The sequence below is a fragment of the Hallella multisaccharivorax DSM 17128 genome, from assembly GCF_000218235.1.
GTDB classification, from domain to species: Bacteria; Bacteroidota; Bacteroidia; order Bacteroidales; family Bacteroidaceae; genus Prevotella; species Prevotella multisaccharivorax.
This window is the reverse complement of record NZ_GL945017.1, coordinates 1,819,775-1,842,525: the sequence shown is the minus strand read 5'-3', so window position 1 is coordinate 1,842,525 and position 22,751 is coordinate 1,819,775. Positions and strand designations below refer to the sequence as shown.

At 47.0% G+C, this 22,751-nt stretch carries 15 protein-coding genes and 1 pseudogene; 12 read left to right on the top strand and 4 right to left on the bottom strand.

The window, feature by feature from the left end:
* The first annotated feature begins 62 nt into the window (after positions 1-62).
* The 7 genes and pseudogenes from PREMU_RS07965 to PREMU_RS07935 all read left to right on the top strand — a co-directional run bounded on the left by PREMU_RS07965 (position 63) and on the right by PREMU_RS07935 (position 8,640).
* Entirely contained in the window at positions 63-1,670 is a 1,608-nt protein-coding gene (locus tag PREMU_RS07965; RefSeq protein WP_007574417.1) for a CTP synthase, read from the top strand.
* On the top strand, positions 1,671-3,614 hold the full coding sequence (yidC, locus tag PREMU_RS07960; protein ID WP_007574415.1) for a membrane protein insertase YidC: 1,944 nt from the start codon (positions 1,671-1,673) through the stop codon (positions 3,612-3,614).
* A 5-nt stretch (positions 3,615-3,619) separates the two neighbouring features.
* A complete protein-coding gene (dpp5, locus tag PREMU_RS07955; protein ID WP_007574412.1) occupies positions 3,620-5,806 on the top strand; it encodes a dipeptidyl-peptidase Dpp5 in 2,187 nt (728 codons plus the stop codon).
* A gap of 25 nt (positions 5,807-5,831) precedes the next feature.
* Positions 5,832-7,448 (top strand): MFS transporter, encoded by a 1,617-nt coding sequence (locus PREMU_RS07950; RefSeq protein WP_007574411.1) that lies wholly within the window; start codon positions 5,832-5,834, stop codon positions 7,446-7,448.
* A gap of 10 nt (positions 7,449-7,458) precedes the next feature.
* A pseudogene (locus PREMU_RS15980) lies at positions 7,459-7,889 on the top strand (transposase); the annotation flags it as partial.
* Entirely contained in the window at positions 7,889-8,119 is a 231-nt protein-coding gene (locus tag PREMU_RS07940; RefSeq protein ID WP_040558155.1) for an IS66 family transposase, read from the top strand. The pseudogene PREMU_RS15980 and the gene PREMU_RS07940, both read left to right, overlap by 1 nt.
* Before the next feature lie 230 nt (positions 8,120-8,349).
* Positions 8,350-8,640 carry a hypothetical protein gene (locus PREMU_RS07935; RefSeq protein ID WP_007574410.1) on the top strand — a complete coding sequence of 97 codons (291 nt, stop codon included), beginning with the start codon at positions 8,350-8,352 and terminating at the stop codon, positions 8,638-8,640.
* 51 nt (positions 8,641-8,691) lie between these two features.
* Here PREMU_RS07935 and PREMU_RS07930 read toward each other — a convergent pair whose 3' ends face one another.
* The 4 genes from PREMU_RS07930 to PREMU_RS07915 all read right to left on the bottom strand — a co-directional run bounded on the left by PREMU_RS07930 (position 8,692) and on the right by PREMU_RS07915 (position 16,725).
* Positions 8,692-9,069, bottom strand: a complete 378-nt coding sequence (locus PREMU_RS07930; protein ID WP_040558153.1) for a hypothetical protein — start codon at positions 9,067-9,069, stop codon at positions 8,692-8,694.
* Between the two features lie 202 nt (positions 9,070-9,271).
* Positions 9,272-10,132: a 4-hydroxy-3-methylbut-2-enyl diphosphate reductase gene (locus PREMU_RS07925; RefSeq protein WP_007574408.1), complete on the bottom strand. Its 861-nt coding sequence runs from the start codon at positions 10,130-10,132 to the stop codon at positions 9,272-9,274.
* Positions 10,129-11,187: a DUF1573 domain-containing protein gene (locus PREMU_RS07920; protein ID WP_007574407.1), complete on the bottom strand. Its 1,059-nt coding sequence runs from the start codon at positions 11,185-11,187 to the stop codon at positions 10,129-10,131. The genes PREMU_RS07925 and PREMU_RS07920 overlap by 4 nt, the downstream gene beginning before the upstream one ends.
* Before the next feature lie 36 nt (positions 11,188-11,223).
* Entirely contained in the window at positions 11,224-16,725 is a 5,502-nt protein-coding gene (locus PREMU_RS07915; protein WP_007574406.1) for an MG2 domain-containing protein, read from the bottom strand.
* A gap of 485 nt (positions 16,726-17,210) precedes the next feature.
* Here PREMU_RS07915 and PREMU_RS15670 point away from each other — a divergent pair, with 485 nt between their 5' ends.
* From PREMU_RS15670 to PREMU_RS07895, 5 genes are all read left to right on the top strand, one after another.
* A complete protein-coding gene (locus PREMU_RS15670; protein ID WP_083819229.1) occupies positions 17,211-17,675 on the top strand; it encodes a transposase in 465 nt (154 codons plus the stop codon).
* Positions 17,676-17,780: 105 nt separating this feature from the next.
* Positions 17,781-18,056: a transposase gene (locus PREMU_RS15665; RefSeq protein WP_050796391.1), complete on the top strand. Its 276-nt coding sequence runs from the start codon at positions 17,781-17,783 to the stop codon at positions 18,054-18,056.
* A complete protein-coding gene (locus PREMU_RS15880; RefSeq protein WP_156804063.1) occupies positions 18,025-18,165 on the top strand; it encodes a transposase in 141 nt (46 codons plus the stop codon). Before PREMU_RS15665 ends, PREMU_RS15880 begins: the two co-directional genes overlap by 32 nt.
* A gap of 76 nt (positions 18,166-18,241) precedes the next feature.
* Complete coding sequence (locus PREMU_RS07900; protein WP_007574403.1) at positions 18,242-20,569, top strand: TonB-dependent receptor domain-containing protein; 2,328 nt, start codon at positions 18,242-18,244, stop codon at positions 20,567-20,569.
* Between the two features lie 103 nt (positions 20,570-20,672).
* On the top strand, positions 20,673-22,751 hold a 2,079-nt coding region (locus PREMU_RS07895; RefSeq protein WP_007574402.1), incomplete at its 3' end, for a peptidase domain-containing ABC transporter.

The following is a 22,751-nucleotide window of genomic DNA, read 5'->3' as shown; positions in this document are numbered from 1 at the left end:
CTCGTAAAATTGCCGTAACTTTGCAACAAATTGTTTATAATTACTTAATATCCTCACAGATTGTGGCAGAAACAAAATACATTTTCGTCACTGGCGGTGTGGTTTCCTCACTTGGAAAGGGAATTATCTCATCGTCGATAGGAAAGCTTCTTCAGGCAAGAGGCTACAATATTACTATCCAGAAGTTCGACCCCTATATCAACATTGATCCAGGCACGCTTAATCCTTATGAGCATGGCGAATGCTATGTCACCGTTGACGGTATGGAGACGGACCTCGATCTTGGCCACTATGAGCGTTTCACGGATATCAAGACGACAAAGGCCAATTCCATGACGACTGGACGTATCTATAAATTGGTCATTGACAAAGAGCGCCGCGGCGATTATCTTGGAAAGACTATCCAGGTGGTACCCCACATCACCGATGAGATTAAGCGAAACATCAAGCTACTTGGCTCCAAATACCACTACAACTTTGTCATTACTGAGATAGGAGGCACCATTGGTGACATCGAGAGTGCTCCCTTTCTTGAGGCCATTCGCCAGTTGAAGTGGGAGTTGGGTAAAAATGCAGTCAACATCCATCTAACTTATATACCTTATCTTAAGGCGGCAGGGGAATTGAAAACTAAACCTACCCAACACAGTGTAAAGGAGCTGCAGAGTGTCGGCATTCAGCCTGACATTCTTGTGCTTCGTACTGAGAAACATCTTAATGACGGTATTCGCAAAAAGGTTGCAGCATTCTGCAATGTTGACATCGACTGTGTGGTGCAAAGCGAGGATCTCCCCAGCATCTACGAGGTGCCTGTAAATATGCAGAACCAAGGCCTTGATGCCGCAATCCTTCGCAAAGTGGGTGAAACCGTTGGACCTACGCCTGCATTGGGACCATGGAAAGCTTTTCTTGAACGCAGAAGCAAGGCTACCGAAGAGGTGCATATCGGCCTCGTTGGTAAATACGATCTGCAGGATGCTTACAAAAGTATTCGTGAGAGTCTCTCACAAGCGGGCACTTATAATGACCATAAGACCGTTATCACCTTTATCAATTCAGAATATCTCACTTCGGAGAACGTGGGGGAGAAGACGAAAGGGCAAGACGGAATCGTCATCTGCCCAGGATTTGGCCAACGTGGTATCGAAGGAAAAATCGTGGCAGCCAAATATTGTCGTGAGCACGATATTCCCACCTTTGGTATTTGCCTTGGCATGCAGATGATGGTCATCGAGTTTGCTCGCAATGTACTGGGCTACAAAGATGCCAACAGCCGAGAAATGGATGAGACAACTCCCCACAATGTTATCGACATCATGGAGGAGCAGAAAAACATTACCAATATGGGTGGTACCATGCGTTTGGGAGCCTACGAGTGCGACTTGAAACAGGGCTCGCGCGTGTTTAATATCTATAAACAAGAGCATATCCAGGAGCGCCACCGCCACCGCTATGAGTTCAACAATGATTTTGAGAAAGAGTTTGAGCGCAATGGCATGATGTGTGTTGGTCGAAATCCAGAGAGCGATCTGGTGGAAATTGTGGAGATACCCTCGCTCAAATGGTACATAGGTACACAGTTTCACCCCGAATATCAGTCGACAGTGCTTCATCCACATCCACTCTTCCTTGACTTTGTGAAGACTGCTATAGAAAATCATCAAAAATAAATGGACAAGAATTCAATCATAGGCTTTGTACTCATAGCCGCTCTGCTCATCGGTTTCAGTATTTATTCGCAGCCGTCGGAGCAGGAGCGCCGTGCAGCTTTCGTCAAAGACTCTATCGAACAGGCTAATCGCGCCAAAGTTGAGCAAGCCGCAAGAGTGGCCTTGCTAAAACGACAGCAGACCGCAAAGCAAAGAGTAGCGGAAGACACTACCGCTCTCTTCCATAAGGCGCTTACAGGCAATGCGCAAGATATCATCCTAAGTAATGAGAAGGTGGCATTAACTCTCTCTACTAAAGGAGCCACCGTAGTTAAAGCTTATTTGAAGAATCCCAAGGGTTCCAGGCAGTTTATTGGTCATAACATGGCCGATAAAAGCGGAGCACTTGACGACCTCCATGGTGTTACATTGTTCAAGGGCAACCGCCAGTCACTCGACTATACGCTTGTGGCTAAGGAAATGAACATCAGCACTTCTGAATTATATTTCACTCCGTCTGCTATTACTGATTCAACGGTAACGCTCACCGCTGAAGCAGGAGAGGGCAGGCAGCTTGTCCTTGCATATCGTTTGGGTAAGGACTATATGCTCCACCTTAGCATCAAGGCTACGGGTATGACTGGTTTGTTTGACCCGAACACCTCACGCCTCAATATCAATTGGCACGAAACGGTTAGACAGCAGGAGCGTGGCTTTAACTTTGAGAACCGCTATGCGCGACTCGACTGGAAAAATTCTGAGGGCGGCACTGACTATCTGAGTAATGCAGCTTCTAAACAGCAGACTACTAAGGAGTCGATGGATTGGGTAGCGTTTAAAAACCAGTTCTTCTCAACGGTCATCATTTCGAAAGATGGTTTCGATAAGGGTGCAGATCTTGAGAGCACCGTTTACAATAAGGAGTCACAAGACAACTGGAAGGTCCGTTACCTTAAGGACTTCAAGGCAAATATGAAGACTGCCTTCGACCCGAGTGGGAAGAAAGCCACAGAGTTGGAGTTCTATTACGGTCCCAACGATTTTTATACACTTAAGAAGGTAGAGAAAGAAAGCTCCTTTGGCAAAGATCTTGACTTGGAGCGACTGGTCTATCTTGGTTGGCCACTTTTCCGAATCATTAACCGATGGTTCACTATGCCGGTCTTTACCTGGCTTACGTCATGGGGCTTCAACATGGGCATCGTGCTCATCCTCATCACTCTATTGCTTAAGGCCATCACCTATCCGATGGTGAAGAAGAGCTATATGTCGTCTGCGAAGATGCGTGTCCTCAAGCCGAAGCTCGACGAAGCTACCAAGCAGTTCGATAAGCCAGAGGATGCAATGCAGAAGCAGCAGGCTATGATGGCAGAGTATTCCAAGTATGGGGTTTCCCCCCTCAGCGGCTGCCTGCCTATGTTGATCCAAATGCCTATCTGGGTTGCCATGTTCAATTTTGTACCTAATGCCATTCAGCTTCGTGGCGAGAGCTTCTTATGGATACATGATCTTTCCACCTATGATCCCATTATTGAGTGGGGGCATACACTGCCTGTCATCGGCGATCATCTTTCGCTGACCTGTATTCTCTTCGTTGGTGCACAGCTGCTCTATTCTTGGTTTACCATGCAGTTGCAGAAAGATCAGATGGTTGGCCAACAGGCGGAACAGATGAAAATGATGCAGTGGATGATGTATCTCATGCCACTCATGTTCTTCTTCATGTTCAACGATTACTCTGCAGGTCTTAACTTCTATTATTTCATCTCACTGTTCTTCTCAGCTATTATCATGTTTGTGCTCCGCAAGACCACCAACGATGAAAAACTTTTAGCTATTCTTGAACGTCGCTATCAAGAAAACAAAGACAACCCTAAGAAGATGAGTGGTCTCGCTGCCCGTATGCAGGCTCTCCAGCAGATGCAGCAAGAACAGATGAGGCAACAGCAAAACCGCAAAAAATAATATTTATGAATAATATATTAGCATGCGTCATGGGTGCCATGTTGCTCGGTACTCCCATGGCAGATGCATCAACCATGATTGGGAAAAGTAACATCACGCTGAAGTCAGACTTAATGTCACCTGAAGCTCTTTGGGCAATGGGACGCATCGGTTCTGCCGCTGCCTCCCCTGATGGCAGGCGGGTGGTTTACCAAGTGAGCTATTATAGCATTAAGGAAAATAAAAGTCACACAGTACTTTATATACAAAGCATTAAAACCGGCAAAGCCATTGTCAAGCCTACGCTTCTCACTACCAATGAGAAAAGTGAGAGCGATCCCGCATGGATAGAGAATGGCACGAAAATAGCCTTTCTCTGTGGTGGTCAACTATGGAAGATGAGTCCTGACGGATCGGGGCGCGTGAAGCTTACCGATTCAAAGATTGATATTGAAGGATTCAAATTCTCTCCAGATGGCTCTAAAGTCATTCTCGTCAAGAGTCTGCCTTATCACGAGTCCATCAAGAAGAATCCAGAAGACCTGCCTCTTGCCACAGGCAGAGTTGTGACCGATCTCAACTATCGCCACTGGGACCATTACGTTGAGAGTGTGGCCCATCCATTCGTTGCCAATGTCAACGACAATAAAGTGGACGATGGTACAGACATTCTCAATGGCGAGCCGTATGAATGTCCGATGGCTCCTTTCGGTGGGTTGGAGCAACTTGACTGGAGCAAAGACTCTAAAAGCATTGCCTACACCTGTCGTAAAAAGACGGGTGTTGACTATGCTGTCTCGACTGACGCAGATATTTACCTTTATTATTTGAACGAGAAAACGACGCGGGATCTCTGCAAGCCGGATGGCTATCAGGAGCCCAAGATTGATCCGACCAAAAGCATGCGTGAGCAAGCCGTCAATCATCAGAAAGGCGATATGCAGGTGGGTTACGATGTCAATCCTCAGTTCTCCCCTGACGGCAAGTATGTGGCGTGGCAGAGCATGGCCCACGACGGTTATGAAAGTGATCGTAACCGTCTTTGTGTCATGAACTTGCAGACAGGTGAAAAGAAGTATGTGACCGAGAGCTTTGACTCTAACGTAGATGCCTTTGCCTGGGGCAACGACAGCAAGACACTTTATTTCCTTGGCTGTTGGCATGCGACCGTGAACGTCTATCAGACTAACCTCAATGGCAATGTGATGCAGTTGAGCAAGGATGAATGGGCGGACTACGGTTCTCTGCAAATGCTTGGTACGGGCGCCAAAAACAATCAGTTGCTTGTTACCAAGCATTCGATGCTGCATCCCGATGACCTCTACGTGCTGACACCCAACAACAAGAAGCCAAAAGCTTCTGCTCTGATCCAGATTACGGATGAGAATAAGCAGATTCTTGACCAGCTTGCCATGCCTACAGTGCAGCAGCGCTGGGTGGCTACGACTGATGGTAAGCAGGAACTCGTCTGGATTATCCTGCCGCCTCATTTCGATGCCAATAAAAGATATCCCACATTATTATATTGTGAGGGTGGACCGCAAAGCCCAGTTTCGCAGTTCTGGAGCTATCGTTGGAACTTTTTCATCATGGCTTCCCATGGCTATGTCATCGTAGCACCCAACCGTCGTGGTCTCCCCGGCTTCGGTTCTGCATGGAATGAGGAGGTCTCACGCGACTGGACTGGTCAATGCATGAACGACTATCTCTCTGCCATTGATGATGCCGCAACAAATCTGCCCTATGTCGACAAGGACAAATTGGGTGCTGTTGGCGCCAGTTTCGGTGGTTTCTCCGTCTATTATCTTGCCGGTCACCACAACAAGCGCTTCAAATGTTTCATCGCTCATGACGGTGCTTTCAACCTTGAATCGATGTACACGGATACTGAAGAGGCTTGGTTCTCTAACTGGGAGTATGACGATGCTTACTGGAATCAGGATGCTACCGATGCAGCCAAGCGCACTTATGAAAATAGCCCCCATAGGGCTGTCAGCAGCTGGGATACGCCAATACTCTGCATTCATGGTGAGAAGGACTACCGCATCAATGCCAACCAGGGCTTTGGCGCCTTCAATGCCGCACGCCTGAAAGGCATCCCTGCTGAGCTTCTTATTTTCCCAGATGAGAATCACTGGGTACTGAAACCACAAAATGGTATTCTGTGGCAGCGAACCTTTTTCAACTGGCTTGACAAATGGCTGAAGAAATAAAGAGAAATAGTTATTTTCAATCAATATGACAGAAACAAAAACACTAAGAGATTCCGCTGCCCTACGCTGGACGGCCCTCCTGCTATTGGCACTGGCAATGTTCTGTGCCTACATCTTCGTAGACATCCTATCTCCTATCAAGGATCTCATGCTCTCACAGCGCCATTGGGATTCTACGGCATTCGGTACCATGCAGGGTGCTGAGACATTCCTCAACGTATTCGCTTTCTTCCTCATATTTGCAGGAATCATTCTAGACAAGATGGGCGTGCGCTTCACAGCGCTGCTATCAGGTTGTGTGATGCTTGCTGGTGCATGCATCAAGTACTACGCCATTAGTGAAAACTTCATCGGAAGTGGTTTGGAAAAATGGTTTACCGATAATCTCAATTACATACCTGTCTTCGACGAACTGGGCGTCTCTCCTTTCTATAAGGGCATGCCTGCCTCAGCAAAGCTTGCAGCCATTGGCTTCATGATTTTTGGATGTGGCACTGAGATGGGAGGCATTACCGTTAGCCGAGGTATCGTAAAGTGGTTCAAGGGTCGCGAGATGGCTCTTGCCATGGGCTCCGAGATGGCACTTGCCCGTTTGGGCGTGGCAACAGTGATGATTTTCTCACCGTTTTTTGCCAAGCTCGGTGGAAAGATTGACGTGAGTCGTTCGGTTGCTTTCGGAGTGGTATTACTCTGCATTGCACTCATCATGCTGGTAGTGTATTTCTTCATGGATAAAAAACTTGACTCGCAGACTCACGAGGCTGAGGAAAAGGACGATCCGTTCAAGATCAGCGATCTTGGAAAGATACTCTCTTCCCAAGGTTTCTGGCTCGTGAGTTTGCTGTGCGTACTTTATTACTCAGCTATCTTCCCATTCCAGAAGTATGCAGTAAACATGTTGCAATGCAACCTGACATTCCATGCTCTTGAACCTAATAGTTTCTGGGCATCGAATGTTGTTACCTACGTACAGTATATCATCATGTTGATCGTCGCTGCTACATCGTTTGCAAGTAATTTCCAAAAGAATAAGGCTGCGAAATACATTCTGATGGTCCTTTCCGTGGTCTTCCTCCTTGGCTACTGCTATATGGGGTTCGAGCGCCAGTCAGCAGAATCTATTTTTGCTGTGTTCCCGCTGCTTGCTGTTGGCATCACCCCAATCCTTGGCAATTACGTAGATCATAAGGGTAAGGCCGCATCAATGCTGATTCTTGGTTCTTTCCTGCTCATTTTCTGCCACCTGACATTCGCCTTCATTCTTCCCGTATTTAAAGGCAATCTTATAGGTGGTGCTATTGTGGCCTATGTCACCATTCTCGTTTTAGGCGCTTCGTTCTCCCTTGTACCTGCTGCGCTGTGGCCTTCAGTGCCAAAGCTTGTAGCACCGAAGATCATAGGTTCCGCCTATGCCTTGATTTTCTGGATTCAGAACATCGGCTTGTGGCTGTTTCCATTACTCATCGGGAAAGTGCTCGACAAGACGAATGTCGGAGTAACCGATCCAACTAAACTTAATTATACATGGCCATTGGTGATGCTTGCATGCCTTGGTGTCGCCGCCCTTTTCATAGGGCTTTATCTTAAGGTAATTGACAAGAAGAAGGGACTTGGACTTGAAGAGCCCAATATTAAAGACTAAGTGAAATCTTCTCAAACGGGGGCACGGAAGTCAACGGGAAAAGGCAGTCCTTGTCATGGCGGAAAGTGCTGTCCCCATAGATACGCCAACCAAGAAGTACAGTACGGTAAAAAAGTCGGTCACATCAAGATGATGGTCATACCTGACTTGAGGCCGTAACGGAGGAAGACAGGATAAAGAGGTCAATAGATGCGAAGGTGGAGGCAGCGACTGATGCCACCAGTTCTTATTCAACACTCGTCAAGAATAGTGTGGTTGCCAGATGAGGCTTATGGCATGAAGGACAAGACCATCGTCGGTAGGGTGCTCCCGTGGGTACACATATCCATCAGCAATGCCAAGCATAGTATTCTTGACACATATCACGATGTTAAAGCAGATTTCCGGCAGCTCTATCCCAATGAGTTCTGCTATAAGCTCAACCGGAGATATTTCGGCTGATGGATGTCTCACCGTTTGAGAGCAAGGAAAAGAAAGACTTCCAAACATTGCAGAAAGGACTGATAAAATGCGAACAATACATTTTCACATTCCTTGAACATGATGAAGTTCCGCACCACAACAACTCCAGCGAGGGAGCCATTAGAATCTTGAAAGTCAAGACAAAGGTTGCAGGATGCTTTAGGACGCTCGTCTCCGACATGGCCTCCCAAGGAGAACTTCTTCGATGAACTCTTTGCTGAGAATGACTAAGAAATAGTCATTCGGAATTTGTCATGCCTGAAAAGACTGAGTTGTTACTATTGTATTTAGCAAGTCCAAAAAAAAATTAAATAAATAACAGAAAAGCAGAAAACGGTTGCATTTAATCGATATTTTTATTAACTTTAGCGCATTAATCTACGAGATAGGTAGTAATGTTATCAGAGCCAATTGCTAAAACTAAATTAAACTAACGAGTATGAGCACAACAACCATTATTATTGTGATTGTCATAGCCTGTCTGACCTTGGTAGCCCTCAATCGCTATCATCATCGACGTCGTCATTTCAGTACAGAGCGTTTGCATCAGACGGTGAAAGACATCCTTGACATCCAACCCGACCACATCATGCAACGTAAAGACTTTACAAAGTCGTTACGCGATCAATACAACTGTACAGACAAGGAAGCCTTATGGCTATTAGGGCGTGCAAAAGAGATGGGGTTCGTAAAGTATGATGACAAGTGGGTGGAAGAGGAAGAGCACTAAAAAAGGCAGCCATTTTCTGACCGCCCTATAGATGTATTGGATTGTAACAGCTTATTTGTTCAAACCACGGTTGTTGAGAGTAACGTTGAGCAGTTTGACATACTCACGGTACTGATCGTTGTCGAGCACAGCGTGCATGTAAGACAAGTTGTGCCTGATAGACTTCTTGTAGAGTCTGTCGCGTTCCTCTCCCTCTGCAGCACCAGCCTTTTTCATGTCGCGGTGGAGATCCTCGCTGATATAGTTGACAGCATCAATCTCATCACTGCTCAGTCCCAGTGTGCGGGCTAGAGCGTTCACATTGATGTTCATCTCATATTTCTGAACCTCTGCTGCCACTGCTGCGTTATCCTTGGTGGATGTCTCTCCCTCTGCAAAAGCCAGGGTCATGGTCATCATTGCTGCGAGTGTGAATACAATCTTCTTCATAGTGTTATCCTTTCTTTTTAAATTGAAACATAACAGACTCATTAGTGCCTCTCTTACTTTGGAGTCTTTTCTTTTAATGTTGCTCCTGTTATTCTTTTGACGCTGCAAAGTTAAAAAGAAGATCTTTTCCCACAAACAATTTGTCAGGATTAGTACAGAATTTGTGATAGTTTTTGACAGAAATCAACCTAATTGATATAAATCAGTAATGTAGAATAGCATTCCTGCATTCTTCCATCAGCCATTTGGGCGTACTGGTAGCACCACAAATGCCTACTGTCTGTGCCCCGTCAAACCAGCTGTAGTCTATCTCTTCCTCACGCTCTATGAGGTGGCTGTTGGCGTTCACCTCTTTACAGCGTGTGAAAAGCGCATGACCGTTGCTGCTTTTACGTCCACTAACGAACAGAATGACATCGTGATGGGCTGCAAATTCGGCAATGTGGGGCATACGGTTGGCCACTTGCCGGCAGATAGTGTCGTAGCTCTTGAAAGCTGTGGAGGGCGAGATATGGTTTTGTATATAATCGACGATGCGCCGGTACTCATCAAGGTTTTTTGTAGTTTGTGAATAAAGATTGATGTCCTTGATGAAGTCGAGCTTCTGTTTTACTTCTTCTAAACTTTCTACTACAATGGCCTCTCCATGAGTCTGACCAACGAGTCCGAGCACTTCGGCATGTCCTTTTTTCCCGAAAATGACGGTTTGTGCGTTTTGGCTGTCGGCCCATTTGTGCTTGATTCTCCTCTGCAAAGCCAGCACTACAGGACAGGTGGCGTCGATAATTTCAATATTGTTCTGCCTGGCAATCTCGTAAGTTTCAGGAGGCTCTCCATGAGCCCGCAACAGTACTTTCGCATTACGGAGCTCACGGAGCTGCTGATGATCAATGGTGACAAGCCCCTGCCCGTGCAGGCGCTCCACCTCCATCCCGTTATGTACAATGTCGCCAAGGCAATAGAGCTTGTTTCCTTTGGCAAGTTCTTCTTCAGCCTTATGGATGGCTGTGGTCACGCCAAAACAGAAACCGCTGCCGTTGTCTATCTCTATCTTAAGGTTCATTTCACATCAACATTAATGATTACTTTCCCCTGTGTAGGATCATTGGTGATCATCAGAATTCGCGGTTTCGACCGTGCGCGGTCTATCATATCCCTAATTGCGGTAACTTTGAGTTTGGCTGTTTCTCCTGGATCAATATTGCGCTTGCTGAGCGACACTTCGAGTCCTGCGCTTATGACTTGTAAGGATCGGATGGACAGGGAAGATTTACCGATGTTGGTAATCAGGAGCTCATCTTTCTTCCTGCTCTTTCCTTCAAATGACCCAATGTCAATCTGTCCTTTAGAAAGTTGCAATATGGGGGCATTGACCCGCTGTGTTTTGGTGAGTCCGCTGAACGCCGGCATAAGGATGACATTGACTGTAATCTCTTTTTCTGGTGACACTTTGTCTCCAGGGAAACTTCCGAGATAGATCGAGGTCTGCGATAATCCAAGATCACTCAACTTCTTTGAGTCTATCTGCAACGTAATGGTAGCCGAGCGTCCCGGCCCTATTCGTGAAGGCTTCACTTCTCCTTTGAGATAGGGTGGCAAGTGCATAAGTTGTGGACTGACAACATCGTCTCCATTGTTCATGACATGAATCTGCTCAACAGGCATATCACCACGGTTGACATTATCAAAGAACAGTTCGTTTTTATCAGCCATCATGGTACCAATGACATAGGGATATTTGCCTTTGAAATCGCTCACTTTCTGAACTACCACACCTTTAACTGTCAGCAGAAGCGGTTTCTCGGATGCGTTGCTGTACACTCCGATTTCCTTTTGGAAATGTCCCATTTGCCTGGCGTCATATATAGCGTTCACAGAAAAGGCTTTGCCGGGGGCAATGGCTTCCTTGGGAAAAGAGACTGTCGTACAACCGCACGATGTGCGCACCTGACTGATGACCAAAGACTTGTCACCCGTATTCTTTAAGGTGAATTCAGCCTTTACTGGTTGTTTGAAAACCACCTGGCCGCAGTCGATCATTTTCGATGACGTGCTGATGACCTGGGCATGGAGCCAAAGCGGCAGGAATACCAACAAGGGCACTATCTGTTTTCTCATGAGTATCTTTTAACTTTTTTGATTCATTCTTATTCTCTACTTTTTAACCTCAATGGCCTTTCCTTCTTCTCTCCCGCCAAATGCCGGCGCATAGGCACACTGGACGGTGGCGATGCCCGAGGTGTAGTCTCCCATACGGTCTACATAATAGATTGTCTCGACGATATGACGACCTTTTCTCAGATGGTCAAAGAAATAATTGGTCACATTGTCTTTCGGATTCTGGTAACATCCGTTGCGGTAACCGCTTAATGCGTTGGCCGGTTCCAGGCAAGAGGCGCGTTTATCCTGTACCTGCACAAAGTCGTAGTCACGATCGGCAATAATAGTGATACGCACGGTCACCTTTTTGCCAACAGCGAGTGTCGTGGGCGCTTCCGTAATCTCCCGTTTAATGGTCAGACCGGAGGCTACGGCCTTCACATGCGACGCTTTCTGCGTGAACTGTGCATAGACAGCACCCCACGATGTACCCGTCGTACTTTTCCGTATAGTCAGTTCATGGACATCGTTGCCATTCATGGTCGTCTTCACACAGCCTATTCCACTGGTGGCTTCCGGCAGGGAAATTACCTTTCCATCTACCGTCATCGTGACTTCCTGCTCTCCATTCATCGTCGGAGCGAGTCTCCCTATACCTCCATCCATCAAGAAGGCATACACAGCATTGACAGCATTGATGGAGTTTGACCATCCCGTCGTGCGTTTCTCATGCAACAGCCACTGCTGCATCTGCCGAATGCTGAGTGTATCATCCGGCTCAACAAGGTGTAGGGCCTCGATGGCAAATGTCTGCGAAGGGATGCGGTAGTCGCACCAACTGTACATCGCGTGAGGCGTATCAAAGTAGCGTCCTGCCTCTTCCGTGTAAACCGAATACTGGCGGATACTCTCGATGTATTCCTTTGCGTGCCGTATCTTTCCATATTGCGCAAGAATCACCGCTGTGCCGGCTTTGCCGTAGATGGTCAACTGGGTAGCCGACTTATCGAGGAGATTGACCAGGTAGCTTCTGTCCGCCGTAAGAGGCTGCTTAGAGAGTGCTGAAGCATAGAGCCAATGGCAGGCTACCTCACTCGGTACCAGAGTTCTGATCCCTTTTTTCTCCATTTTCTTCAATTCTGCCACTTCGTCCGCCATTCTGCGGTTGAGGAACCGGAAGCCTTTGCTGATCATCTCGCCAAGCGCATCTTGTTGACCGACGATTTTGTTGAGTCTTACGAGGGTCTCCACCACATTCATAGTCATGTAGGTACTTCCGTCCATCCCCGGCCACCATGAGAAGGAGCCGTCGGCATTTTGCAGCGACTGCAACTTATTGATGCAGTCAGTAGTGCGGTAATCGAGCTGATTCCCGTCGAGATAGTCAGTAAGCCGGTGCTTGCGCTCCGTCTCATCGTCGGCATTAGCTACCCATGGTGTCTCGTCGAGAAGCATGGTCTTCAGCTCGTCATTTTTCTGCAACTGGCTTGTGAGCGAGTTATCCTTGCCGCTCTCCTGCTTCCATTGTGCAATGGTCTTAGCGATGAGTGGTGAAGCTGTCAACACTTTTTTGCCTATGATGTTTGCATAGACGGCTGCAGCAAGTGAGGCTGCATCCTTGTTGTCAGGATTTGCCAAAGTGGGCATAGCCTGGATGACGAGCCAGGCGGGATTATCCGTATATTCGAGCGTGAGCTTTCGGTCACGACTGTCTGTTGGGAAGAGCTTCGAGAGATCTATTGTTTTCTTACCGGCCTGATGCTGATAGAAAGGTATGGTCGTGATGATACTTTCACGGTCCTGCAAGATGGGGAGCCAGTGCTGCTCGCCATCGCTGAAGCCATCGCCTTCCGCCAGGACCCGTGCCGTGAGCAGCGTCTTACCGTTCGCGCGATGCAGCAGGTCTGAGGCATCCACATCAAAGGAGGCTGACGTGGTGCCATTAGCAAGAAGAGTGAAAGACTTGCTCTGCTCAGCGATCACTTTCTCCGTTTCCTGATCCACGATTTGCAGGCGGGCCGTGCCGTTGATAGTGTGATCGGTGGTATTGAAGATGCGTGTGGAAATCGTGCCCTTGTCGCCCTCACGCAGAAAGCGCGGCATGTTAGGCTGCACCATCAGGGATTTAGAGGTAACAGCCTCAGCGTCGATCAGGGCGTTGTTCATCTGTTTGTCGTGCGCCAGTCCTAAGAACCGCCAGGTCGTGACGCTCTCAGGAAGCGTGAAAGAGATGTTCACGCATCCTGCGTTGTCCGTGAAAAGGGCTGGATAGAAGAAGGTTGTCTCGTCGAGTTTCTCCCTGAGTCCTGCTTTTAATGGCTGGTCACCCGTTGCCCCATTGCTGTTGTCAAGAGTCTTGACTCCGTTCATGGCCGTGCCCTCTCCCCTGCTCTCCAACTTGGCAAGCGGCTCCGCGTCAGCAGCCATAGGTGCGGCCATACTTACCATGGCCCTTGACATCAGTACACGTCCTTTGCCGCCACGACCGTAGCCTGTGATGAAGACTGGATCGCTGGACCACGAGAAAAGGCTATTGTCAAAATGCGTGAATGACAAGGCCTTGCAGGAAAGACTGCGGATATATTTACTTCCTGACAGATAACCGTTGGCCGCAAAGGTGCCTCGCCATGCCGAAAAAGGTAAAACAACGGAGAAGGTGTTGTTCAACGACCATGCTTGTGGGTAGAGCGCATCAAGACTCTTGTCGAACATCGTCACCATGAGTTGTGCCTGGGCTGGCTTGCCTGCAGGTGAGACAATGCGGAGTGTCCAGGTCTCCTTCTGGCCAGGAACCAGCTTGTTGCGGAAGGTCTTCCAATCCATCTGCAGCTTTGTGTCAGGCTCCGGACGAGAGATTTGAACGTTGTGCTCACAGAGTTTCCCGCCTACCACCCACGCAGTGGTCACCGTGATGCCGTTGCCCCATGAGGAATCATACCTGAATGCGCGAGTATACACATTATTATTAATGACCTTGCTGCCACTCTCAATGACCTTATCGGCAGAGAAGATGGTGTAGTACATCTGCACACTCTTATCCGACGCACCTGTCTGGATATAGACCGGAGCGCCGTTTTGGGGGAACTGCTTGGCGGAAGCGTAGAACCAGTCGTGTGTCTCTACAGCGGGCTCTTTGTCCTTGAGTGTGAAGACGACAATGTCTTTCTTTAGCGAGTCGGTGCCACACACGGCCTCCAGTCGGTGCCGTCCGGAAGCGAGTCTGTCTGTCAGGACAAACATGGTGTTCGTCTTCACCTCTTTCCAGGCTCCGTTGTCAAACCGGTATTTCACAATGCCGTCCACTTCCTCTCCTAAGAGATTCTTGTAGGCGAATGATGTAGACATGAGACTGTCCCGCAGCATTTTATCCTTCAGACTGCTGCTGAGCATGGCCTTGCGGTTGCTTAGAGGCAGGGAGGTCTCGACCTCATGAGTCTCGCCGGCCACGTCGGTCACCTTAGCATTGACTTCAAAGTCATAGTAGACGGCGCCGTCCGCCTTCATGTTTTCCGGATAGTTCATGGGCACGCGCACGATGAATGATCCGTCGTCGGCAGTTGTTGTAGAATTATCCAACACCTGCTTCTGGTTACGCCGGCCCCACCAGAACCAGCGCAAGCCCTCACAGCGGACGATGGTGTAGTCCACTTTTGCATTTTGTACGGGCACACCCGAATAAGTCGTAGCTACACCGCGCAGGCTGATAGTGTCGCCAGCCTGATAGGCTTCCTTATAGTTGTCGAACACTACTTGGAAGGTAGGCTGCTTGTATTCTTCCACTTGGAGGGTGGCAGTACCCATGCGGTCGTTGGAGGTAGTCTTCACATGCACGCAGAAAGCGCCGGTCAGACCTTCTCGTGGCAGTGTAAAGTCGACGGCAGCAGTGCCGAACTCATCGGTCGTTGCTGCCTTCTCGGCTACGGTCTTATAGTTGGCATCCAAGAGCGAGAACATGAGTTTCTGGCTCATTTTTACTTGGGATGCACGAGTTTTGGGATCGGCATCCCACGCGATGGCCGATGCGTGCACCGTCTGCCCGGGGCGGTAAATGGCGCGGTCGGTGTAGACCGCGATTCGCTGTGTCTGGTCTGATGCCTCCCAATAATTATAATAGGTGTTCAGATTTGTCTCCGGTGCAGCCTTGTCGTCTGCTGTATAAACGTAGACCAAGTCAGGCGCATTTTTGGTGTAGGCATAGACGGTTTGTCCGTCCTTGTCAGTGTATAGGATTTGCTTTTCTGCCCTTTCCTTTCCGTTATAGTATTGGGTGGTGAGCTGTATCTTAGCTTGTGGCAACGGCTTTCCTGTCGTTGCACTGACGACAGCAAGGCGGAGTTTATTGTCTGGCAACGACTGATTGAGCACAAAGACATCGCTCACACGCAGTAGACTTCTGCGTGGTGTGATGTTCTTGTTGTCTGTCGTGGCCTCCATCAGATAAACTCCCACAGGCAGTCCGTCAAGGACGATGCTGTCCGTAAGAATCTCCCATGGCTTATGGCCCGTGTAGCTCCTCTCGATGGAAGCCACAGGTGAAGACTCCATGCAGCCTTTCAGTTTTGTATAGTCAGCGTTAACAGTGGGATCCAAATGTGTGTCTCCGCCGATATTGAGTCTATAGAGGCGCAGACTGAGCTTGCCGATATTCCGGATCGACTGTATGTGCAGCGTCTTGGGTTTGCCGGGCAGGGCGATGGTCTTGCCTGTGGAGACTGTGAACGAGGGCTGCTCCAGATTGTTCAGACTATTGCGCAGACTGTTGGCCCGCTTCCATGATCCCCATTTCTCCAAGGCCTGTTGGATAAATGCCACTTTCTCGTCCGGGGTGTTGTCGTCCATCGTATTGAGACGGAGAATGGCCAGCTCACAGGCCACCGGCAGGTCGTTGTAGACCTGTAGCAGCGAGTCAATCGTCGCGCAGCATGATTTCATGCCGATCTTGTTCATCTTCTCCCGCATCGCCAGCACGGCGGTATAGCAGGCTGCATCGCGGTTGCCATGTCCGGCATAGAACTGTCGCAGGGTTTCGTAACGCTGGGTCTCCAGTCCGATGACATGCAGCAGGTCGTCAGAGAAAAGCGCGTCGTCGTCGCCCTTGACCATCGCGGGTTCATATCCGCTACCTTTCTTCGTGGCTAAGAAAGCGGGATCCGCCATGGCTCTGTCAAACCACATCCCTGATGTCTTCACTTTCCCCTGGCCGTCGTCGGTGATCGGTAGCCGCTGATACAGTTTGCCGATGGCCGTAGCGTAGACAGCTTTCAGGGCCGGATCGGTGAGACGAGCATACCGCAACTCCATGTCGTTGATCTGTATACTGAGCGAGTCAGGGGAAATGGCAGTCTCCACGGCGCCCAGCATGAGCTGTGCTTTCAGCAGTTGCCCGTACTGCTTTTCCTCCTCAGCATTCCTGGCAATCTGCCTGATGACCGTCAGTTGCGATTGCGGCAAGTCTCTCTTTGCAGCCTCCTCAACCTTCCGCCATAGTTGGTCATAGGTCTGCGCCATGGTGAACAAAGGTATCATGAATATCAAGGTAAACAGTATTCTTTTCATCTGACTGGTGTTTTACTACGGCAAAGTTAAGGAAAAACTTTCAATCATTTATAAGCTTTTATCCAATAATCCTTAATACAGGCCATTCAGTAGCTACGGATTACTACAAAAAAATGTAATTTTGCGGCTGAATATGAATAAACATGCAATACAAGGTCCCTCTTTAATTTGATGAATTGATGAATAGGTGTATAACGAGAATCAAGAATTCACACGATGGAGAGGGTAGGTGCACTTTTCTCTCACAGAGACGCCTGAGGACAAAATGCCCATAATTGAGTATTACGACAAGGGCGAACTCGCTAATGTCAAATCGTGCTCCTTTCCCCTGCCTGTTGGTTCTGGTGGATGGAAACAGCAGGAACGAGCTCCGTATGCATTCGTTTGCGCAGGATTTCTGCATAATTTTTACATTTTGCTTGTAGGTCTGGATATGTTTGCTTATCTTTGCACTCATTATAACTGTCATCGAGTGAACGGATTAGATAGCAACGACTTTCAGCAGTATCTTCCCTTATATCATAAAGGTATGTGCGTGGGACTGGGAAACGATAAAAATCGGGCGCAATGTCTATACGATACTCATCAACAAGGACGCGCATGGCCATGCGGGAACCATCATTGCTTATTGTGTTAGCACACAAATAAAAACGGTATCTGATATACTGCTTAAAATACCCAGGGATCTGAGAAACAATGTAGTAGAGGTCACGATGGACTTCTCTGACAGTATGCGTGGCATCGTCAGGACCTGTTTCCCTCAGGCCAGGATAACCCTTGACTGCTTCCACATGATGAAGATGATATGTGACGCTGTAGAGGAAAGAAGACTGCGTTGCAAGCGTAAAGCCATAAAGGAGCTGAACAAGCTCAGAGCTGCCTTTAAAAAGAAACTGAAGAAACTATCCGAACGGCGTTCCAAGTACAGGAAGGCTCATCCAAAGAATTAAAAAGGGCACAAGCGTGGCAGAAAGCCTACGAGAGCCTTCAGGTCGCCCAAGATGTCCAATGGTGAGACTCTGTTGGACGTTATGCTCAGAAGTCGTACTCAACTTATGGAAAGCGGCGACAAATGGAACGAGAACCAAAAGAAGAGATATAATGTAATCAAGGAAAAGTACCCTGAAATTGCAAGGGACTATGAGTTACTATGCTCCATACGCAGCATATTCAGGAACAGAAAACTCGATCGGGAGGCGGCAAGGATTAAATTACATGAGTGGTATGACAAGGTCACAAAGTGCACATCACGGGAGATGAAGTCAGCAAGAGATCTCATCAAGATCAGGGGGGTAGGATATACTCAATTACTTTATAGACAGGTCTTCTAATGCCTTATCTGAATCATTAAACTCAAGAATCAAAAGGTTCTTAGCCCAAAGCAACGGTACCAAGGATACAGCATTTTTCATGTACAGGGTATTCAAAGTTTTTGGGTAACCCTTCCACGGAATTTTGCATATGCGCCGACTTTTTGCCAAGCCTGATAATTGTCTTATAGATAAAGTAGAATAATATGAGAAAGTATTTTGAATTACTAATAATGTTCTTAGGGTTATGCCCAATGCTGATGGCACAGAACATTCAAGGGGTTGTGACAGACACAAAAGGTATGCCAATTTCATTTGCCAATGTTGTGGAACTGTTACAAGCAGACTCTTCTTTCGTTAAAGGAACGGTTAGCAAGGAAGATGGAACTTTCATGCTTGAAGATATAAAAACTGGCAATATCATTCGAGTTTCTCTCATCGGTTATGAAACACAATATATAAATTATACGGGGCAAACTACCGTCACCTTAAAACTTAAGGAAAGCACCAATATGCTTGGCGAGGTTGTTGTCAAAAGTTCGTTGCCAAAGACCATGCTGCGAGGAGAGGGAATGATAACAAATATAGAAGGCAGTGTATTGGAGAAAACTTCCAATATGGAACAGTTGCTTTCACGCATTCCTAATGTGTCTGCCAAAGATGGACAAATAGAAGTGTTTGGTCGTGGCACACCTGTAATATTTATCAATGGTCGGAAGATGCAAGACCAAATGGATTTGCAACGTTTGCAACCAAGCAACATAAAGAAAATTGAAGTAATCAACAACCCTGGTGCACGATATGATGCCAGTGTGAAGAGTGTCATACGCATTACCACAAAGAAGACGCGGGGCGAAGGCTTCAGCTTTGACAATAAAACTACGTTTTCGGTCAATGAAGAAAAACGTTTGAGCTCTTATGAGTCGTTCCAAGGAAATTATCGAAGAGGAGGATTGGATGTCAATGGGTTCTTGTATGGTGCATATGCTCACACTCCAGAAAACAAACAGGTGACGCAATATTCATACATCACAGATACTTGGCAGCAGAATATGAACGTCAATCAAGAATTCACGAACATCAACCCATACGCACGCTTGGGGGTTAGCTATATGCTTGGCGAAGAAAGCAATTTGGGTGCCAGCATCAGCTACAATCGTTTCGCAAAGGACAATGGCGAAGGAACTCAGACGTTCAATATAATGCAGAACAATGTACAGAAGGAATCGTCAATCGTTGATTATCTTAGTCCAGGTCAGTCAACGACTTATTCCGCCAATGCTTATTATGTTGGCAAGATAGGAGGGCTGAATGTGGATTTCAATACAGATTATTATTGGTATGGCAAGAAGCAGTGGATGGACTTACACGAAATGGTGTTTGACGAATATCGCCAGGCAGAGACGGAAAAGTCAGATGTCTGCTCTTATCGCAACAATCGCAACTCTTTGTTGGCATCCAAACTTGTCCTTAGTATTCCTTTGTTGAATGGCACTTTTTCGTTGGGCGGTGAATACAGTCATGTGAATCGAAGAAGTCACTACCAAGTGGATCCTGAAGTGGTTGATAACGAGAAAGAAAAAGTCAAGGAGTCAATGACTTCTGCGTTCGTTGACTATAGCCGTAGATTCGGGCAACTGACGATGCAAGCAGGGCTTCGCTATGAATACATCAACTTTGACTATTATTACAATGATTTGTATATAGCAGAACAGAGCAAGACTTACGGCAATTGGTTTCCGTCTTTGGCTCTCTCGCTTCCTGTTGGCAAGACACAGATGCAACTGACGTATGCCACCGACATCTATCGTCCAAGCTACAACGAGCTTAGAAGCGGTGTGCAGTATGACAACCAATACACATACGAGTCGGGCAATCCATTCCTCGTTCCTTCAATTACACACAATCTTACCTACGGACTCTCTTGGGAATGGCTCAATCTGCAATTGGTTTATTCGCATATCTCAGATGAGGTTTGTACGATGACGCAGACTTATCGTGGAGATCCGATGCAGTCACTCGCTCGCCCAGAGAACATCAATAGCTACAACTCTTTCCAAGCAGGACTGACGCTGAACCCTACCTTTGGTATTTGGCATCCAACATTGGAAACAATGCTCTATAAGCAATGGCTCAAGATGAATACGCATGTGGGCAATAAGCTTGACAATCCTGTGGCAGTTTTCCAACTTACCAATGCGTTTGACTTCGAGTTGCTGACGGCTTCATTTGTAATGACCGCACAGACCGAAGGTAATATGGGTAACAAATGTATCCGCCAAGGCTATTTCAATACAGACCTGTCACTCTACAAGTCGTTGCTCAAGAATCGCCTTACGTTGACACTTGACGTTTCAGATGTATTTGGAACGGGGAACCAACATCGCACATTCTATTCAGGTGCGCAAAGAACAATGTTATATGACCTAAATTCCACAAGTACCATTACCTTTAGCATCCGCTATCGCTTTAACGCAACGAACAGCAAGTATAAAGGAACTGGTGCAGGTCAATCTCAAAAGAACAGAATGTAAAGTCATAAAACTAAAGCTTCGGAAAAGAATAAAAATCAACTTGTTGCAAACAGAAAGTTTCTTAAAATGAAAACATAGAAAGTTAATTTTTAAAATAAATGATATGATTTTTCCTATGATACGTCAACATGACTCTATGCAATGTGGCATAGCCTGCTTGCAAATGATTTGCAAATATTTCGGCAGAGAATATTCTATGAATTCTCTGTCGAAACTTTGTTTTGCCACTAAGGAAGGGGTGTCTCTGCTAGGTATCAATGAAGCTGCAAATACTTTAGGTTTGCATACCACATGTGCAAGAGCTACAACTTCGACTTTAAGCGAAGCACCTCTACCTTGTATTCTTCATTGGAACCAAAATCATTTTGTAGTTTTATACAAGGTGAAGAAAGGGAAGATATTCTATGTAGCAGACCCAGGAAAAGGATTGGGGACTTATAATCTTGATGAATTCAAGAAGCATTGGATTAGCACAAGGACCAATGATGAGGACAAGGGCATTGCCATGTTCTTGGAAACAACCCCTGCATTCTTCACTTATAAAATTCAGGGGGAAGAGAACATCAAAGAGAAGAAGTCTTTCCGCTTTCTCTTTGGTTATGTGAAGAAATATCGCAAGTACTTCGGGCAAATCATCTTGGGATTAATCGTAGGAAGCCTTTTGCAACTGGTCTTGCCATTCCTTACCCAATCCATTGTGGATGTCGGCATCAAGAACCAAGACATAGGTTTCGTCTGGCTTATCTTGTTGGGGCAATTGATGCTTACCATCAGTCGCACCGCTATCGACTTTATCCGCAGATGGCTGTTGCTGCATATCTCCCTGCGCATCAACATCTCATTGGTGAGCGACTTCTTCATCAAACTATTGAAGTTGCCTATGTCTTTCTTTGACACGAAGCTCATGGGCGACTTGATGCAGAGAATGAACGACCATAGCCGTGTGAACAACTTCCTCACCCAGCAGACACTCAACATTACCTTTGCTATGCTTACTTTCGTGGTATTCTCGATGGTGCTGTTCTTCTACAATAAGTTGGTGTTTGCTATCTTCTTGTTGGGAAGCATCCTCTATGGCGCATGGATGACCTTGTTTTTAAAGAGAAGGAAGGAGCTTGATTATGAGCTATTTGAACAGCAAGCTATCAACACCAACAAGACCTACGAGTTTATCACCTCCATGCAAGAAATCAAGTTGCAGGATTGTGAACAACGCAGAAGATGGGAATGGGAGGATACACAAGCTGATCTGTTCGGTGTGCAAATGAAGTCGCTGAAACTTCAACAGACACAGGAGGCAGGAAGTATCTTCATCAACGAGGTGAAGAACATCATCATTACGGTAGTTGCTGCAACCGCCGTAATTCATGGGCAAATGACTCTCGGTATGATGCTTGCTGTGCAATACATCATCGGACAGCTCAACTCACCTGTGGAGCAACTGATGAACTTCTTCTATTCTCTGCAAGATGTGAAGATTAGCTTGGAACGTATCAACGAGATTCACCAGATGGATGATGAGAATGGAAAGGAAAGCTTGCTAACTTCTATCGAGGACAAGAGTGAGGGCATTGATGTCAAGAACATCATGTTCAAGTACGACCCCCATGCTTTGCGCAAGACCATAGATGATGTAAGTATTCACATTCCACAAGGCAAGGTAACAGCCATCGTGGGTGCGTCTGGTAGTGGAAAGACTACTCTCATCCGTTTGATGCTTGGTTATTATCCTGTTTTGGAGGGACAAATCGACATTGGTAACACCGACATCAACAAGCTCAACAAGAAATGGTGGCGCAGACAATGCGGTGTTGTTATGCAGGATGGTGTTATCTTCTCTGAGAGTATCGCGCGAAACATTGCCGTTGATGATGGCGACATAGACAAGGAACGATTGTTGAAAGCAGCCGAGATAGCCTGCATCAAAGATTATGTGATGGCTTTGCCACTGAAGTTCAACACCAAGATAGGGCGTGATGGAGTGGGGCTGAGCCAAGGACAGAAACAGCGTATATTGATAGCGAGAGCCGTCTATAAGAACCCCAACTATATTTTCCTTGACGAAGCCACCAACTCGCTCGATGCCAACAATGAGAGAAGCATTGTGGAGAACTTGGATAAGTTCTACAAGGGAAAGACGGTCGTGATTGTGGCTCATCGCTTAAGCACAGTGAAGAATGCT